Origin of the sequence: Gaoshiqia hydrogeniformans (assembly GCF_049347105.1) — a bacterium.
Taxonomy (GTDB): Bacteria; Bacteroidota; Bacteroidia; order Bacteroidales; family Prolixibacteraceae; genus Gaoshiqia; species Gaoshiqia hydrogeniformans.
Genome location: NZ_CP186334.1, coordinates 1,168,891 through 1,185,912, shown reverse-complemented (window position 1 = coordinate 1,185,912; position 17,022 = coordinate 1,168,891). Strand labels below are relative to the sequence as shown.

The 17,022-nt window shown below is 46.1% G+C and carries 16 protein-coding genes; 5 read left to right on the top strand and 11 right to left on the bottom strand.

Features of this window, described 5'->3' with window-relative positions:
• Positions 1-3: 3 nt before the first annotated feature.
• From ACOIT5_RS04920 to ACOIT5_RS04905, 4 genes are read right to left on the bottom strand one after another with little or no spacing between them, the layout of a single operon-like run.
• Positions 4-348: a 4Fe-4S dicluster domain-containing protein gene (locus ACOIT5_RS04920; protein ID WP_423129354.1), complete on the bottom strand. Its 345-nt coding sequence runs from the start codon at positions 346-348 to the stop codon at positions 4-6.
• The gene (locus ACOIT5_RS04915; protein WP_423129353.1) at positions 345-1,376 is read right to left on the bottom strand and encodes an FAD-dependent oxidoreductase; all 1,032 of its coding nucleotides are present in this window, start codon (positions 1,374-1,376) and stop codon (positions 345-347) included. Before ACOIT5_RS04915 ends, ACOIT5_RS04920 begins: the two co-directional genes overlap by 4 nt.
• A 10-nt stretch (positions 1,377-1,386) precedes the next feature.
• Entirely contained in the window at positions 1,387-2,472 is a 1,086-nt protein-coding gene (locus ACOIT5_RS04910; protein ID WP_423129352.1) for a heterodisulfide reductase-related iron-sulfur binding cluster, read from the bottom strand.
• A 7-nt stretch (positions 2,473-2,479) separates the two neighbouring features.
• Positions 2,480-3,160 carry a 4Fe-4S dicluster domain-containing protein gene (locus ACOIT5_RS04905; RefSeq protein WP_423129351.1) on the bottom strand — a complete coding sequence of 227 codons (681 nt, stop codon included), beginning with the start codon at positions 3,158-3,160 and terminating at the stop codon, positions 2,480-2,482.
• Positions 3,161-3,340: 180 nt separating this feature from the next.
• Here ACOIT5_RS04905 and ACOIT5_RS04900 point away from each other — a divergent pair, with 180 nt between their 5' ends.
• Positions 3,341-4,000, top strand: coding sequence for a hypothetical protein (locus ACOIT5_RS04900; RefSeq protein WP_423129350.1), 660 nt, complete (start codon positions 3,341-3,343; stop codon positions 3,998-4,000).
• Between the two features lie 28 nt (positions 4,001-4,028).
• Here ACOIT5_RS04900 and ACOIT5_RS04895 read toward each other — a convergent pair whose 3' ends face one another.
• A complete protein-coding gene (locus ACOIT5_RS04895; RefSeq protein ID WP_423129348.1) occupies positions 4,029-7,691 on the bottom strand; it encodes a sensor histidine kinase in 3,663 nt (1,220 codons plus the stop codon).
• A 23-nt stretch (positions 7,692-7,714) separates the two neighbouring features.
• Positions 7,715-8,188 carry a 23S rRNA (pseudouridine(1915)-N(3))-methyltransferase RlmH gene (rlmH, locus tag ACOIT5_RS04890; protein ID WP_423129347.1) on the bottom strand — a complete coding sequence of 158 codons (474 nt, stop codon included), beginning with the start codon at positions 8,186-8,188 and terminating at the stop codon, positions 7,715-7,717.
• A gap of 253 nt (positions 8,189-8,441) precedes the next feature.
• On the opposite strand from rlmH, the gene ACOIT5_RS04885 reads away from it, so the two are divergent.
• From ACOIT5_RS04885 to ACOIT5_RS04875, 3 genes are read left to right on the top strand one after another with little or no spacing between them, the layout of a single operon-like run.
• Positions 8,442-9,203, top strand: coding sequence for an IS5 family transposase (locus ACOIT5_RS04885; protein ID WP_423128629.1), 762 nt, complete (start codon positions 8,442-8,444; stop codon positions 9,201-9,203).
• Between the two features lie 26 nt (positions 9,204-9,229).
• Positions 9,230-9,622, top strand: coding sequence for a DUF4783 domain-containing protein (locus ACOIT5_RS04880; RefSeq protein ID WP_423129346.1), 393 nt, complete (start codon positions 9,230-9,232; stop codon positions 9,620-9,622).
• Between the two features lie 5 nt (positions 9,623-9,627).
• On the top strand, positions 9,628-10,590 hold the full coding sequence (locus ACOIT5_RS04875; RefSeq protein ID WP_423129345.1) for a YihY/virulence factor BrkB family protein: 963 nt from the start codon (positions 9,628-9,630) through the stop codon (positions 10,588-10,590).
• On the opposite strand, the gene ACOIT5_RS04870 is transcribed toward ACOIT5_RS04875, so the two are convergent.
• From ACOIT5_RS04870 to ACOIT5_RS04850, 5 genes are all read right to left on the bottom strand, one after another.
• Positions 10,591-11,460, bottom strand: coding sequence for a rhomboid family intramembrane serine protease (locus ACOIT5_RS04870; protein ID WP_423129344.1), 870 nt, complete (start codon positions 11,458-11,460; stop codon positions 10,591-10,593).
• A gap of 3 nt (positions 11,461-11,463) precedes the next feature.
• Entirely contained in the window at positions 11,464-12,204 is a 741-nt protein-coding gene (locus ACOIT5_RS04865; RefSeq protein WP_423129343.1) for a rhomboid family intramembrane serine protease, read from the bottom strand.
• Positions 12,205-12,286: 82 nt separating this feature from the next.
• Positions 12,287-14,146, bottom strand: coding sequence for a DNA mismatch repair endonuclease MutL (gene mutL, locus ACOIT5_RS04860; protein ID WP_423129342.1), 1,860 nt, complete (start codon positions 14,144-14,146; stop codon positions 12,287-12,289).
• 9 nt (positions 14,147-14,155) lie between these two features.
• On the bottom strand, positions 14,156-14,452 hold the full coding sequence (locus ACOIT5_RS04855; RefSeq protein WP_423129341.1) for a hypothetical protein: 297 nt from the start codon (positions 14,450-14,452) through the stop codon (positions 14,156-14,158).
• Between the two features lie 97 nt (positions 14,453-14,549).
• Complete coding sequence (locus ACOIT5_RS04850) at positions 14,550-15,341, bottom strand: ion transporter (RefSeq protein ID WP_423129340.1); 792 nt, start codon at positions 15,339-15,341, stop codon at positions 14,550-14,552.
• 125 nt (positions 15,342-15,466) lie between these two features.
• On the opposite strand from ACOIT5_RS04850, the gene ACOIT5_RS04845 reads away from it, so the two are divergent.
• Positions 15,467-17,005, top strand: a complete 1,539-nt coding sequence (locus ACOIT5_RS04845) for a YifB family Mg chelatase-like AAA ATPase (RefSeq protein WP_423129339.1) — start codon at positions 15,467-15,469, stop codon at positions 17,003-17,005.
• Positions 17,006-17,022 lie beyond the last annotated feature (17 nt).

Below are 17,022 nucleotides of genomic sequence, written 5' to 3'. Positions count from 1 at the left end.
GTATCAGTATTTTTCAGTTCTAAATTGGACCAATCCTTTTTTTAGAAGCATGATGACATTGCGGATGTTAATGCCCCGAGGGCAAACCAGCATGCACTTTCCGCAAAGCATACATTTGTCAATTTCCTTGGACAAACCGGTTATTTCGCCGCGGCGTAGCATCAGGTTCATTTTCCGGATATTGAAATCAATCAGTGTTCCGGCATTGCAGGTAGCCGTGCATCCGCCACACGACAAGCAAATCTTAAATGAAGGTTCTTTTTCGAGTACCTCATTCAGCAGCTGGCCGTCGAACTGGTCAAAATCAATACTGCGCGGTTCTATCAGTTTAAATCCGAAAGCATTCATTCGTTTTGCAAATAATGGTGAACATCAAATGCGGCAGAACGGGCATGTTCCAGCGTTTCATCAATGGTCATTGGCCCGGTGCAGGCGCCTGCCAAAAAGATACCTTTCCGGGACGACCGGTTTTTAAAAAGGTGCGGATCTTCGGTCTGCAGAAACCCGTTTGGCTCGCGTTGCAAGTCAAACAGACCGGCCATGCGTGAGGTTTCTTTTCCGGGAACCATGCCAACCAGCAAAACTAGCAATTCAACCTGCATTTTGATTGGTCGCCCCGAAAGCGTGTCTTCTGCTTTTATTTGCAAGGTTTCATCCGGATTATCCGAAGCTTCCGACAGGCGCCCGCGAATAAACTGGATGTTGTACTTTTCCTGGGCTTCGCGGTACATCGATTCCCAGGATAAGCCAAACATGCGTAAATCCATGTAAAAACAGAAAATTTCTGTTTGAGGCAGTTGTTTGGCGAGTTCCATCGCCTGTTTCACCCCGGTTACACAGCACACTTTAGAACAGTGATGATTTCCGCATTTTTCGTCACGCGAACCGACACAGTGAATAAACGCGATGCGCCGGGGCCTCAATCCGGCGGCCGTCGTAATGGCTTGCCCGTTTTTCAGCCGTTGTTCCAAATCAACCGATGTGATTACATTCTCGTAAATCGAATAGCCGTATTCTTCTTTCCGGCTTGCATCAAATGTTTCGAAACCGGTGCTGATAATCACGGCATCGGCGGGTAATTGTTGTTTGTCGGTAGTTTTTAACAGGAAAGAACCATTTCCCTGAACCACCTGTGAAATATCCGTTCCGTAAATGGTCGTAAACGTTTCGCATCGGATCTTGTTTTTAAGGAATTCGGCCACCTGACCGGCAGGTCTGCCGGTTGGGAACAAATGACTCCAGTTGTTCAGTTTTCCTCCGGTTTGACTGTTTTTTTCAATCAAGGTAACTTTGTAGCCCAGCTCCGCCAGCATGGCCGAAACTTCAGTTCCGGCAACTCCACCGCCAATGGTGATGATTTCTTTTCGTTTGTCCATGTTTTCCTGTTTAAAATGAATGAACCGGTTGTTGCCTTAAACAGGCAGGAATAACTGGTTTCCCGAGATCCTTCCCGTTTTTCCCTTTGTACTTCAGTTCCGGACTGTATTTGACTCCCATTTTTTGCAGTAGCGGCTCACAGTCGATCTGGTGCATTTGCAGTCCCAGGTCCCACGGATCGTAGCCCAATACCAGGCCTGCCAGTTCCTCGTAAGTCAGCACCGGGATGCCTTGCTGTTCGTTTCCGTACATTTTTCCGTCCATCTCGCCGATGGTGTATTGCCACTTGTCCATAAACATGGCACAGCCGGGGCAATTGCAAATGATGGCGTCCGGATGGTATGGCTGCATGGATTCGAACTTCTTTTTTGAGTTGGAAACGGAGTACCCCCGGTTGGCCATGATGAGATACTGGCGAAATCCAAAACCGCAGCAATGGCGTCGTTCCGGGTAGTCGACCACCTGTCCGCCCCAGGCTTCAATCAGGCCGCTCAGCACACACGAAAATTCGGCCCCGCCCAACCCTTTTCCCGGGAACATTTTAGCGTAATGACAGCCGATATGCTCAACAATTTTCAAGGGCTCGCCGGTTTCCCGGTTGGTTAGCCGGTATTGTTGCTTGCCGGCGATCGGGCCGCGAAAATGATAAAGAATGTCGCTGCAATGCGCTACATTTTCGGGGATGCTGAGTTCGCGGCCGGTGGCTTTTCGCAGGTAGTGGCGGGCCTTTTCCATTTCCTCGGGAAATTCTTTCCAGGTTTCGAGCACTTCGGAATAAATGCCAAACGAGGTGACACATGAAACAGCCAGGTTTTTATAACCGGCTTCGGCCATAAGCGCGAACTGGCGGGCAACCACGGTCTGCAGGGTTTCGAACGGAAGCAGGTCGGAATGATAAGCAATGCCTGTGCAGGTGGTATGCTTGGGATCATCGAGCACATCCTTCCCCAAATCGTTTTGCATGATTTGCAGGAAGGCCCGTTCTGAACCGGGGAAAAAGTTTTGCCTGATACAGCTTCTCAGGTAATAAAATTTGTCGTCGGGAATGGTTTTCTGGTAGTCGCTCCAAATTCGTGACTTTGCCTGGTGTTTCATCTTCAGTTTAGTTTGTTGTGAAAACATGCGTGAAATAGCTTTCCATGTCCTCGTTTTGTATGCCCATTTCTGCAGCTTTTTCGCGGCTATAGTTTTCTATTTTTTCCAAAAAGGCGGTAGCTCCCGATTCGTCAAAAATGGCTTTTAGTTCGGCTAAAACTTCAGGTGCAATTTTTCGCAGGGTGCCGGCCCCCTCTTTATCGAGGTTGGCGCCAAGGCGGTTGTAAAGTTCTTTGCGGTTCTCGAAGAACCACTCCCAAACAGGCCCTTGCTCCGGGTGAAGTTCCGGTTTTAAACTGTCGGGATGGACGCAGTATCCGCGTTCAAGAATATTGTTGATGAGCACTTTTTTGAGGGCGTATTGCTGACGCCCGCGACGGCTTTCGGTGAAGAAACCCAGTTCCTGTGATAGTTTTCGCAGGGCGTTAATCACCAAACCCGGGCAATTTCCACGCGGGCAGCGGGTTTTGCACGACATGCACTGTCCGCAATACCAGATGGTTTCGCTGCGAAGCAGCTTTTCGATCCGCTCGTCGTCACGCGACCGGACTTCAACAACCAGCATCCGCGGGTCGTAATCAAAGAACTCGGCAGCCGGGCAAATAGCAGTGCAAACCCCGCAGTTCATGCAGGCTTTCAGCCCTTCCACGAAACGGACATCACGCAGCAGCATCGGGTAAAGAATCATGTTCGTCTGATTTTTGGTCATGTAAAGCTACAATCGGGTAAGCCGGGCTGAAACAGCACAAAGTCCTATTTTGATCTACGCTTTTGAACGTATATCCGATATATTTTTTCTAAAAGCGGTTTTCTTGGGATATGTATGCGGGATTTTGGGAACCAGCCTGATTTTTATATTTTTAGCACCATGAAACGGCTTTTGAGTATCTTTTTGGGGTTTATTTCTTTTCTGTTTACGGCACAGGCAAAAGAGCCGGTTACGGAGTTCGTGCGCGATTCGCTTCATATTTATCGCAGGCAACTGACGCATCACGAGAACCACCGCCTGATTCCCGAATATAAAATTCAGAGTTTGATTGCGCTGAATTATTATCCGGATCTGAACGGTGTGGCCATTCAGTTTAAAAAGAAGAACATAAAAACCACGATGGCGGCTGTTCCGAGTTGGGATTTTATTTTCAGAAGCAAAGAAAACCGGACCTACCGGATTTTTGTCAATACAACCGTTAAAAAGGGGAAAGGAGTGTTGCCCGAAGAGGTTCCGCTAAATGCACAGATTGGGCTGATAGGGCATGAACTGGGGCATTTGGTTGACTTTGAAAATAAAACGGCCGCGGGAATTTTGCTGACCGGCGCAGCCTATCTGTTGCCGCCTTTCCGGAAAAAACTGGAGCGTAAAGTGGATGAAATAACTGTGGCCCGGGGATTAGGTCATCAACTGAAGGATTTCTCGGATTTTGTGTTGAACGAGTCGGATGCATCGGGAAAGTACAAGAAGTACAAGCAACGGTATTATTATAAACCGGTACAACTGACACGGGTGATGTCGGGTTACAGTTTCTACTGAGGTTTTGGTCAATCCGGCTTGCAGGCGGCTATGGTTCAGTATGCAGCGGAAGCTCCACATAGAAGGTCGATCCATTATGAATTTCGGTTTCAAACCAGATGCGGCCGCGGAAGGTTTCGATGATCTTTTTTACAATTGCCAGTCCAAGCCCCATGCCGCTTGTTTTTGTGGTAAAGTTTGGCTGAAACATTTGTTGCCTGATCTTTTCGGGAATACCGTCGCCATTGTCTTTTACGGCAATTACGGCTTGCCCTTTTTCTGTTGACAGGCTGATGGTAATTTCACCTTTACGCGTAGGGGGAATTGACTGCATAGCATTTTTTATGAGATTCACCATGACTCGCGAAATTTGTTCCTGGTCTGCATAAATTGACACTTCTTCGTGTCCGTTCAGTTCAAGGCGGAAGTTCACCTGTTGGTTCGATTCAAATAGTTCCGTTACATGGATCAGTCGTTTAACCAGGTTGAACACTTCATTCTTCGCTTTCGGGATTTTCGCGAAGTTTGAAAATTCGGTGGCAATATCCGACAGCGTGTCAATTTGTTCAATAAGGATCCGGGTAACGCGGTCGAAGTATTCGTCGTAATGTTCGCTTTTTTCGGCTTTTGCCCGCTGTAAATACTGAATGTTGAGTTTCATGGGCGTAAGCGGGTTCTTGATTTCATGGGCGATCTGTTTGGCCATTTCCCGCCAGGCCATTTCCCTTTCCGAGCGGGCCAGCAGTTCGGCGCTGTCGGCCAGTTCGTCCACTTTACGGTTATATTCTTTAATCAGGGCGCCAATCTCGTCATCCCGGTGGTAGCTGATCTGCTCATTTTTTTTATCCAGCTGGATTCCTTTCAGTTTTTCCCGGATCAGGCTCAGGGGCCGGGTGATCTGGTTGGCCAGAATCACAGCAACAATCACGCTGGCAAAGAAAAGTAATACATACAGGTTGATAAAGGCTACGATAAAGGTCGTTACTTCCTGTTTCATTTCGTCGCCCCGGGTAAAATACGGCAGGTTAATAAATCCCAGGTATTCTCCTTTGTTGTTGATGATGGGTTCGTAGATCGATAAAAAGGAAAGCCTGCCGATTTTTTCGGGCTGGATGTAGCTGATCTGATAATTTTCGGTGAGTTCGTAAAATGCCAGGGCGTCCATGCGGGTTGAAACAATACCCCGGTTGAAAATCTCCGGACGCGACGAGGCAATCAGCTCTCCGTCGTTACCAAAGATATTAATGTCGGTGCGAAAAATGTTCGACAGGTTATTCAACTCGCGCCAAAGCCAGGTGCGGACTTCCGGCGAAAAATCATCAACGGTGTTAAGCCGCAGGTTAATTTCTTCGGCGATCGAACTCATTTTTTCATTCAGGTCATCCTGATACCTGCTGGCGTATTCGTGCAGGTTATAATAGATAGTGCCTGCTGCGACCAACATCAGCGAAAACAAAACCACCGAGATGATGGACGCCTGTATCCTGAATTTTAAATCGTAGACCAAGGCCTGTTGCCGGTACTTGGTATTCCCGATAAATACAATCACTAAAACAAAAACAAGGTAAAAAACAAAAAGATAGGGAAATGAGATCAGGTAGTCCAGAAATTCGAAAGCCTTGGCGCTGACAACAATGTAATTGCTATTGCCCAGTTTGTAGGTCAGGTGTTCGTACCCGTCCCATTTTCGCAGGCTAAACTCGCTGGTGCTGTTTGCGATATCGTAGCTGCTGATGTAGTAATTGTACTGGTAGTCGCCGCTGAGGTAAACCAATTCGTTGTTAAAATATTTCGCATAGGAGAATTGACGGTAACGATCCGGTTTTTCCATCGATTTATCCAGTAAAAGTTCCGGAAATCCAATTCCCTCCGGCAGCAACTTCGACCGTAATTCAATAAAAACGGATATTCCCAATGAATCGGACGAGAGCGGGTAGAAGATTTTTCCGAAATAGGAAATACGCCCGTCCATGTTATTCATGTAATAGAATTTGGTTCCGGGAATGGGGGTTCCCAACTCTTCAATCATTTTATCGAAGAAGGGGAAGCAGGGCACCATCCGGTTTTCCGGCTGGATCAGCAAACTGTCCGAGCCGTCGCAAATGGTTATCTGGCTGTCGTATTTTCTGAAATACCCGTTAAAATAGTGCTGTTCAAAATAGTCTTCCAGGTTTTCATAAGAAGATGATAGTAAGTAAGGTACAACCGTAGAATCAACATTCATTTGTTGTTGCATCTCGGTCAGGAATATTTCGGCAGCCGGGTCATGCTCGGAGTACAGGGTAATCGCTTGCAAACGCTGGATCTGTCGTCTTCGCTCGTTGTTGTGACTTTGAATAATAACCAGCGAAAAGAAGGTAAACAGCGATACAAAATAGATCAGGAACGATAAAGAAACCCGCTTTAACTGGGTGTTTTGAAAAACAAATACCGAGAAACTGGTGATCAGGAACAGGCAAATGATATAAATAACCGCCGATTTAAACGTGGCCGAGAGCATTAGGAACAGCAAGGTCAGGATGCCGCTTACCCAAAGAAACTTTTTCCGGTTCAGGTGTATCCCGCTGGCCTCAACCAGTTTGATGTTGATGATGAAAGCCGAGAAAAACAGCAAGGCAATAATGCTGTAACCAACCAAACTGTAAGGGTTAATGTTGTCGATCCGGTTTAGTTGAAATGAAAAACTGCTGTTGAGTATCAGGTTTCTGATCAGGAAGTTGATGAAGACGTAAAAAAGCGCGGTGAAACCAAATCCAATCATTAGTTCGTAGTTTTTTCGTTTCTTCGAAAAAACAAAGTCTTTGGAAAAATTGTAGCTCCAGAAAAAAATGAGAACAGCGAGCAGCAACAGGTCGCCGATGGATGGCAACCAGAGCGAGTAGGCATACAACGACGGGCTGAACAGTTCAAACGCATAGCACACCGCCGGGATGCGAAACAGCAAATGAAACCAGTAAAAGCCAAACAGCGACAGGCCTAAAATAAACACCCGCAGGATAAAATGCTCGTGGCTGAACCGTTTAAACAGTTGACGGGAAAAGAAAAACAGCACCAGCAAAGCCAGCAAAAATATACCAGCAGGCAGGTATAGCTTCGACGGTTCGCACTGTACGTTGCCGTAGGGCGCCAGCGATAACAAATAATCGCCGTTCAAATCAAAAATAGGATACGCATTCGTGCTTCGTTTGAGCTGGATAAAGTAAGAATCGGGCGTATTGAAAACGACATTGAATTTATTTTCGATGTACTTGTTCTGAATCGAATAATGATCTTTCAGGTGAATGAGCCCGATGACGGAATAAGGCCCCGTAGTTTTTGTTGCGCTCAGGAAAACTCCGTTGGGAAGGAACTGGATCTGCTCTTCGCGGAACTGACGCATAAACCGTCCGGCAAAGGAAAACTGATTATTCGACCAGTACAGCAGGTTCTGGTTGTCGGTAATCAGAAAGCCCAGGCCATTTTCCCGAAAAAGGGGCAGCAGGTCATTGAAATTCGACTGAAAATATCCGTCAAACTCATCCGACTCCATTTTTTCAATTATTTCATCCAGCTTGCGGTCGAGCAATTCCTGCTGTTTGTGTAATACTTCCTGGAACCGGCGGGCAACAAGTTTTTCCTGGTCCCGGTTCATGAACCGGTTTTCGGCGATAAACCCCAGGATAAACAAACCGGCCGAAATCATGAGCAACAGGTATTTTTTCAGGATCTCCATCGTATTTCTGATTGTTTTAGCCCTTATTCGTGATGATATGGTTCACCCTTCAGGATGGTTAATGCCCGGTAAAGCTGTTCGCTGAAGATTAACCGAACCAGTTGATGGGAGAAGGTCATCTTTGATAAACTGATTTTTCCGGCGGCGGCCTGGTAAACCGTTTCCGGGAATCCATACGGGCCACCAATGGCAAAAACTAAATTTTTTGTCCCTCCAAGCATTCGTTTCTCCAAAAACCGTGCAAAATCTGTCGATTTGAACTCGTCGCCCCGTTCATCCAGCAAAATCAGTTCATCACCCGGGTTCAGCCGGGTTAAAAGCAGCTCGCCTTCTTTTTCTTTTTGTTGATCTTCCGAGAGTTTTCGGGTGTTTTTCAGCTCAGGAATTACCTGGTATTCAAACGGGAGGTAATGTGGTATTCGCTTATGAAACAGCTCAATCCCTTCCTGCAAAAAGCTCTTATCCGTTTTTCCGATGACTATCAGCCGTATTTTCATAGGGAATTTCTCTCGTGAAATTTGTTAACTTTGACAAAGTTAGTTAACGCTTGCCAGTATTTTTGATAATTGGTACAGTTTATGCAAGCAGATTAATGTGTTTCTAAAATTATAAGAGACTGTTTTGATTTTAAATTTAAAAAATATTATAGCGCAATTAACACCAAGGTGTTTATAATTAAAAAATTGGTTATCAGCTAACTATATCAGGTTAGATTTTCTTTGCACTAAAATAACGACAAATTAGTGTACGATGAAAATTTACCCAAGTGATTTAACCGATAACCAGTGGCAAGTTATAAAAGATTTGTTTGAACAAGAGCGAAAAAGAAAACATAGTTTACGATCAATTGTGAATGCAATTTTGTACATAACCAAATCCGGTTGCCAATGGCGGATGCTCCCCAACGACTTTGCGCCATGGCAGACAGTTTATTATTACTTCAGAAAGTGGAAGTTAAACGGGCTTTTGGAGGAATTGCATGATTATCTTGTCGAAAAGGTCAGGGTGCAAAAAGGCAGAAACCCTGTTCCATCTGTTGGCATAATTGACAGTCAATCCGTTAAAACAGTCAATGTTTGTCAAGACGAGATTGGGTATGATGGCGGCAAAAAGATTAAGGGCAGAAAAAGGCACATTGTTGTTGATACCCTTGGCTTACTACTGGCCATTGTAGTCCATTCAGCAACGCCACATGACAGCAAGGCCGCAGAACTTGTATTTAAAATCCTTAAAAATAAATACATAAAAGGGATCGTAAAAATATTTGCCGATGGCGGTTATCGGGGGGAATTAATAGAGACAGCCAGGATAAAATTTGGTTGGGCCCTCGAAATTGTCAAAAGAAATGAAGCCCACAAATTCAAAATCCTGCCTAAAAGATGGATTGTTGAAAGAACATTTGCCTGGATTTCATTTCAACGACGGACCTCGAAAGACTATGAAAGGTTGACCGAAACAAGTGCAGCCTTTGTCCAATTATCAATGATAAGATTGATGCTTAACAAATTTTGACAATGATTTCAAAACAGTCTCTAAAAATGAAACGGATTATTTACACGACTTTAATTTTTACGGTTGCTTTAATTTTTTCAGGAATAAGCCTGTTCGCCCAGATTCCGGATGAAATAGTATCAAGCCTGAAAACAGGAAATGCCAACGCCTTATCGGCTTACTTTAATCAAAACATCGAAATGGTGGTACTCGACCAGGATGATGTGTACAGTAAAGCCCAGGCCCAGCAAATTGTAAGCAATTTTTTCAGTAATTATAAGGCGCAAGGTTTCAGCGTCATTCATCAGGGAGGGAAAGAAGGATCGAAATATGCTATTGGAAACCTGTCGACAAATAAAGGAACATTCAGGGTTTATTTCTTATTGAAAAACGACGGGGGCCGCGCATACATTCATCAGTTGAGAATTGAAAAACAATAGCGCCTATGGCTAAACGGTTTTATCGGGTAAAACGCTTTTTTCTGCGATTTTTGATTCATGCCCGAAAGGTCAGTTTTCCCGGGTTTGACAAGATTCCTTTGTATGATGTGTTAGTATTTTTTTCGCACAGCATTGTCAACGGAGCCATTACCACCCGGGCATCGGCCATTGCGTTTAGCTTCTTTCTGGCTCTTTTCCCTGCGCTGATTTTTTTATTTACACTGATTCCCTATATCCCGGTCAAAGATTTTCAGCCGCAGCTTTTTTTACTGATCCGGGATTTTCTTCCCGAAAGTACATTTATCGTTGTTGAAGAAACCATCCAGGATATTCTGACCCGGCCAAGGGGCGACCTGCTTTCTTTTGGCTTTTTTATGACCTTGTTGTTTGCAACAAACGGACTGTCGTCGATGATGAATGCCTTTGACGCATCGCTGCACAGTTTTGAACGACGAACCTGGTACGGCCAGCGGCTGATGGCCTTTTTGCTGATGTTTATCCTGGCTGTTTTATTAACGCTGGCCATTGTCCTGCTTACCATCGGTCCGGTGGTGATCAAGTACCTGCACTATAATCAGCTGCTCGGGGGGCAGTTTACTTACTATTTGCTCCTCGCGGGAAAGTGGGTGGTTGTATTGGCCTTGTTCTTTTTTGCCTATTCATTTCTTTATTACCTGGCTCCGACAAAAAAGACCCGCTGGCGTTTTATTTCGGCGGGAGGGACCCTGTCCACCGTGCTGAGTATTTCGGTTTTGCTCGGCTTTGGATACTACATCACCAATTTCAGCCAGTATAATAAGTTATACGGTTCAATCGGCACCTTATTGGTGGTGTTGTTACTTTTTTATATCATGTCGCTCATCCTGCTGATTGGTTTTGAACTGAATGCCAGCCTGAGCGCCGCGCGAAGGAAAAAAAGAGATTTACTGAAAGAACCTGTTTACATTGAAACCCGCATGGACGCCTGATTATTTCCCCATCTTAAAGAGCAGCTCTTTTTCTTCTTTGGTCAGCGAATCGTAACCTGATTGACTGATCTTGTCGAGCACCCGGTTGATTTCTTCCTGTTTCAGGTTCTTTTGCCGGTTAAATTCCAGGTCGTTGTTTTTTCCCCGGTAAGTAAGCTCAATGCGTTGTTTCGGTTTAAAGGTGGCGACGAAGAAATCTGTCAATGCTGTTAATCCGCGGGTCAAGTCAATTCCTTTCCGGTAAGCCAGCACATAAATAAAACCAAAGAATGCCCCGCCCAGGTGCGCCAGGTTTCCGCCCGCATTGGACGAAGCGATCCCGATGACATACAGCAGCAGCGAAAAAATAGCCAGGTGTTTCATTTTAACCTGCCCGATAAACATCAGGTTGATGATGTGGTTGGGGGCATAGGTGGCCACGGCTGCAATAATTGCCAGTACCGAGGCCGATGCTCCCAATAACTGGGAAAAAACAACCACTTCGGTAAAGGCCGGGAACAGGTTGTAGCCGGCTAGAAAGAACAGACCCCCGGATAATCCGCCCAATAGGTAAATGCTCAACAATTTTTTTTGATCGAAATAGAAAAGGAAAATTTTCCCCATCCAGTATAGCCACAAGACATTAAACAGGATGTGCAGGAAGTTAAAATGCAGAAACATGTATGTGATCAGGGTCCAGGGTTTACTCAGCAACTGGTCGATGTCGGCTGGTTGAGCCAGCCAGTTCAGCAAGGTAAATTCCCGATTCAGCAAGAAGAAAAAAACGTTGATAACCCGGATGAAGAGGAACACGCTGATATTCACATAGATCAGCCGCGTCAGCACCGATCCTTTTTTGAAGGATTCTTTGATTTCGTCAGCAATATTCATAGTCTAATAAAAATGGCGGCTGTTTTTATTCCAGTATTTAATCATCAGGTAGCCAAACAACATCCCGCCCAGGTGGGCAAAATGGGCTACATTGCTGCCCGGACGCGACAAACCCAGGTAAAGCTCGAGCAAGCCGTAGCCAATAACAAAATATTTTGCTTTGATGGGGATCGGAGGAAATAACAGGTACAGTTGCGTGTTCGGGAACAACATCCCGAAACCGAGCAGCACTCCAAATACAGCGCCCGATGCGCCAACAGTCGGGATATTCAGCAACATGTTCAGCTTCCCCATCAAGGGGTCGGTGAAGTTTTTCCCTTGCAGCCAGATTTCACGGCCTTGTTGCATCACCAGATCGATTTGATCCGGACTCATCTTCGAAACGATTGACTGATATTCCAGGAAATTGACAAAGGTATGCAGCGCCGCAGCGCCCAGTCCGGTAACAAAATAATAAATAAAAAAACGCCTGGGCCCCCAGACACTTTCCAACACCCGACCGAACATCCACAAGGCAAACATATTGAACAACAGGTGCATAAACCCCCCGTGCATAAACAGGTGCGTGACCAACTGAAGCGGTTTGAATGCCGGCGAGTAAATGAAATGTAAGCCGAGAATTGATGACAGGTTAATCCCGCGCATGCTCAAAACATAAGTGGCCAGCAGCATAAGCGCGTTGATGATAATCAGGTTTTTTACAACCGGGGGGATATTGGAAAAAGCGGGTCTGTAATTCTGCATAATCAAAAAGTTTAAGGGGTGGCCACAAGAGCCGGGCCAAAATATGAAATTAGCGCAAAGTAAATAAATACCAGCCAATTTGTCATTTCAACAGTTTTTCAAATTGCTCTACCGGCATAATTGTTAACACTTGTTTTCCCGATGGCGAAAAATTGGGTGTTTTACATGCAAACAACTGATCGATCAGTTGGTTTATTTCTTCCGCTTTCATCGGGTGACCGTACGAAATAGCCGATGCCCGGGCCAGCGAGGCCGCCACTTTTTCGCGCGCCTTTTCTTTCAGGTTGGTCGCTGAGCTTTTCATATCTTCCAACAGACTTTCGATCATTTCAAGGGGCGAATTATTTTCGAGCACACCCGGCGTTCCGTTGATAATGAAACTATTGTTTCCGAAATCGCGCACGTCAAAGCCCAGTGATTTCAGGTCGTCGAGAATTGAGCGGAGCAGCTCGGCGTCGGCCGCGTTCAGTTCGAAGGTATGCGGGAAAAGCTGTTGCTGACTGGCTATCTCCTGGCTGTCGAGGATGCTCAGAAAGTGCTCGTATAAAATACATTCGTGTGCCCGTTTCTGGTCAATAACCATTAGCCCCGATTTCACCGGTGTCAGAATATATTTATTTTTAAACTGAAAGAAAGTTTTTCCCGGGAACGATTCGATGTGCGTCAATTCAAGGGGCCCATCGCTTTTTTCTTCCGGTTGTGCCTGCTTTTGCTGAGAATCCTGATCCTGTTCAAAATCCTGATACAATTTTTCCCAATGTTTCACCTGCTCGTGTTTCGAGCTGTAGTAATTCCGGCCATCCGTCCCTCCAAATTGTTTTTTTCCGGTTTCAAAGGGGTTATACGTCGGATCGATCTGAATTTCGGGAGCTGTTATCCCTTCCCGGCTTTTGGGCGCAATGGGAATGTCCAGGCTTCCCGACTGGTTAAAGTCGATGGACGGGACGACGTTGAATTTTCCCAGCGCTTCGCGGGCGGAAGCCTGAATAATTTGCCAGATGGCCGTTTCATTTTCAAATTTGATCTCGGTTTTTGTCGGGTGAATATTGATATCAATCGACTCGGGGTCAAGATCAAAATAAAGAAAATAGGCAGGGAAACTTTCGGGAGGTAAAATCTTTTCGTAGGCCTGCATAATGGCCCGGTGAAAAAACGGGTGTCTCATAAACCGTTTATTGGTAAAAAAGAACTGCTCCCCAAAGGTTTTTCGGGCATACCGGGGCTGGCCGATATACCCTTTTATTTTTACCAGTGTCGTTTCGGTATCTACCGGAATCAGATTTTGACCGGTATTTTTCCCGAAAATGGCGACAATCCGTTTGCGGATATGGTCGTCTTTGGTCAGTTCGTAAACCGGTTGCTGATTGTGAATGAGCGATATGCCGATTTCGGGGTTGCCCAGGGCTACCCGTTGCACTTCGTTGATAATATGTTTGAACTCAGTTGAATTGGCTTTCAGGAATTTTCGGCGGGCCGGCACATTGAAAAACAGGTTCTTGACCATGAAATTGGTCCCCGGGGCGCACGACGTCGCCTGCTGCGAAATCACTTTCGATCCGTTAATGTGGATGAATGTGCCGATTTCCTGGTCGTGCTGGCGGGTGTACAGTTCGACATCGGCAATGGCGGCGATGGAGGCCAGCGCCTCTCCGCGAAAACCCATGGTTCGGATGGCAAACAGGTCGTTGGCTTCTTTTATTTTCGAAGTGGCATGCCGTTCAAAAGCCATCCGGGCGTCGGTGTCCGACATCCCGCAGCCGTTGTCGCTGACCTGAATCAGCGTACGGCCGGCATCTTTTATATTGATGGTGACTTGGGTCGCCCCGGCGTCAATGGCATTTTCAACCAACTCCTTAACCACCGAGGCAGGTCGTTGAATCACCTCACCGGCAGCAATCTGGTTGGCGACTGAATCCGGAAGCAGTTGAATGATATCTGGCACGGAATTCTTTTAAAATTTTAAAATCAGGAAAACGGCTAAACTTAAAATAACAATCAGAATGATTAAGCGAATATTGGAACTTTTTCGGGCATCTTCAGCTGTTTTTGAGTAAGTTCCCATGGCCCGGCGAAATTGTCCCCGGATGTTGGGCCGGTGTTTGGAATTCCACTCCTTCTTTTCATGAATCCCCAATTCCATTTTAATCCGGTCTTCACGATTTTGCATCTCTTCTTTTTCCGGATTGTAATAACGGTACGGAATGTTGAACTGCCGTGATTTGGGCGTATGGAAAAATTTTCCAATCATGATGTAAATGTATTGATTGCCCACAAAAATACAAAAATCAAATCAGATGACGAAAAAGACTTTTGCTCATGGCGGACAGAAAGGAGAGACGCTGCATTTAATTCAGGCTGTGCCCGCATTTTTTGCAATAGGCCGCATCGTTATCGTGCTGATCGAAAAGACATTCCGGACATACCTGCGTATTTCTGCTGCGCGTGCTTTTCAGCATTTCAGAGGTGACAATTCCCGTAGGAACAGCAATGATGGCATAGCCCACAATCATCACCAGGCTGGCCAGGAACTGACCAGTGGCTGTTTGCGGCGAAATATCACCGTAGCCAACGGTCGTCAGGGTTACAATGGCCCAATAAATACTGGTAGGTATACTGGTGAACCCATTTTCAGAACTTTCAACCAGGTACATCAGCGTCCCGACAATCAATACCAGATTGATTACAAAAAACAAAAATACAAAGATTTTTTCCCGGCTATTCCGAATCGCGATGGCCAGGCTTAGCCCGGCGATCGTGTAACGATTCAGTTTGAGAATCCGGAATACCCGGAGCAGACGTATGGCCCGGATGATCATTAAACTTTGGCTTCCCACAAAAATCAGGCTCAGGTAGGTGGGTAAAACGGCCAGTAAATCAATGATGCCATAAAAACTGAAAATATACCTGAAGGGTTTATTAACAACCCACACCCGTAAGGCATACTCCATTGTGAAAATACCGGTGATCACCCATTCGAGGATATGCAGTACATGGTGGTATTGTTTATTGATTGAGGAAACACTTTCCAGCATCACTAAAACGATGCTGGAAAGAATAATCAGCAGGAGAGCAATATCGAAGCTCTTACCGCTTTGTGTATCAGCCTCAAAAATAACTTCGTATAGTTTTTTCTTCATGTTTATCAGTCGTTCATTTTTTTAATAAAGATAAAAAAACAAAGAACATCACGGATTACTTGCAGATTATTGCTTATCGGTGTAAATTTATGTTTTGTTTACAGATTATTTTATCCGATTATTCCATGATGATCAAAACTTTTGCTTCGGCCGTTCATGGCATTGATGCAACCACTATTACAATTGAAACGGATGTTTCACAGGGAATCCGGTTTTTCCTGGTCGGCCTTCCCGACAGCGCGGTGAAAGAAAGCCAGCAGCGTATCGAATCGGCTCTACGTCTGAACGGGTATAAATGGCCGCGGCAAAAGATCGTCATCAACATGGCCCCGGCCGACCTCCGGAAAGAAGGTTCATCCTACGATCTGCCCCTGGCGATTGCCGTGATGGCGGCATCAGGGCAAATTTCATCCGAAAAGCTGGAGAAATACATGCTGATGGGCGAACTTTCGCTGGATGGGACGCTTCAGCCGATAAAAGGCGCCTTGCCAATTGCTGTTAAAGCCAGGGAAGAAGGTTTTGAGGGCTTCATCCTGCCGGTGCAAAATGCCCGCGAAGCGGCGGTAGTCGACAAACTGAAGATTTACGGCGTGGAAAATATCAGGCAGGTGGTTGATTTTTTTAACAACGACACGGAGCTGGAGCCAACGATTGTCAATACACGGGAAGAATTTTATAAAATGCTCAACCATGCCGATATCGACTTTTCGGACGTGAAAGGGCAGGAAAATGTAAAACGCGCTTTGGAAATTGCCGCTGCCGGCGGGCACAATGTCATCATGATTGGCCCTCCGGGAGCAGGAAAGACCATGTTAGCCAAACGAATCCCTACCATTTTACCGCCTTTTACCTTGCACGAAGCGCTGGAAACAACCAAGATTCACTCCGTAGTTGGCAAAATCGATAAAGACACTTCGCTGATGACCGAACGGCCTTTCCGGGCGCCTCATCATACCATCTCGGATGTTGCGCTGGTTGGGGGCGGAACGTTTCCGCAACCCGGAGAAATATCGCTGGCCCACAACGGTGTCCTTTTTCTGGATGAACTTCCGGAATTTAAAAGGACGGTACTGGAAGTGATGCGGCAACCCCTGGAAGACCGGAAGATTACCATTTCGCGTGCCAAGTTCTCGGTCGAATATCCGGCCAGCCTGATGCTGGTGGCATCGATGAACCCCTGTCCGTGCGGGTACTACAATCACCCGACCAAAGAATGTGTTTGCGCGCCGGGTATGGTCCCCAAGTACCTGAATAAAATCTCCGGTCCCTTACTCGACCGGATCGATATTCACCTCGAAGTTGTCCCCGTGCCGTTTAAAAAACTGTCGGAATTGGATGCAACCGAAAGCAGCATCACGATCCGCGAGCGGGTGATCCGTGCCCGGCAAATTCAGTCGGAACGCTACAAAGGCATGGATGGGATTTTTTGCAACGCGCAAATGTCGTCGCGGCAGATACGCGATTACGTGAAACTCGATCAGGCCAGCAACAGCCTGCTGAAAAATGCGATGGAGAAACTGGGTTTATCAGCCCGAGCCTACGACCGCATCCTGCGCGTATCGCGGACCATTGCCGATTTGGAAGGCTCGCAGCCGGTCGAAAGCCAACATATTTCCGAAGCCATTCAGTACCGGAGCCTTGACCGGGAAAGCTGGGGAACCTAAGTTTTTGTTTATCCGGC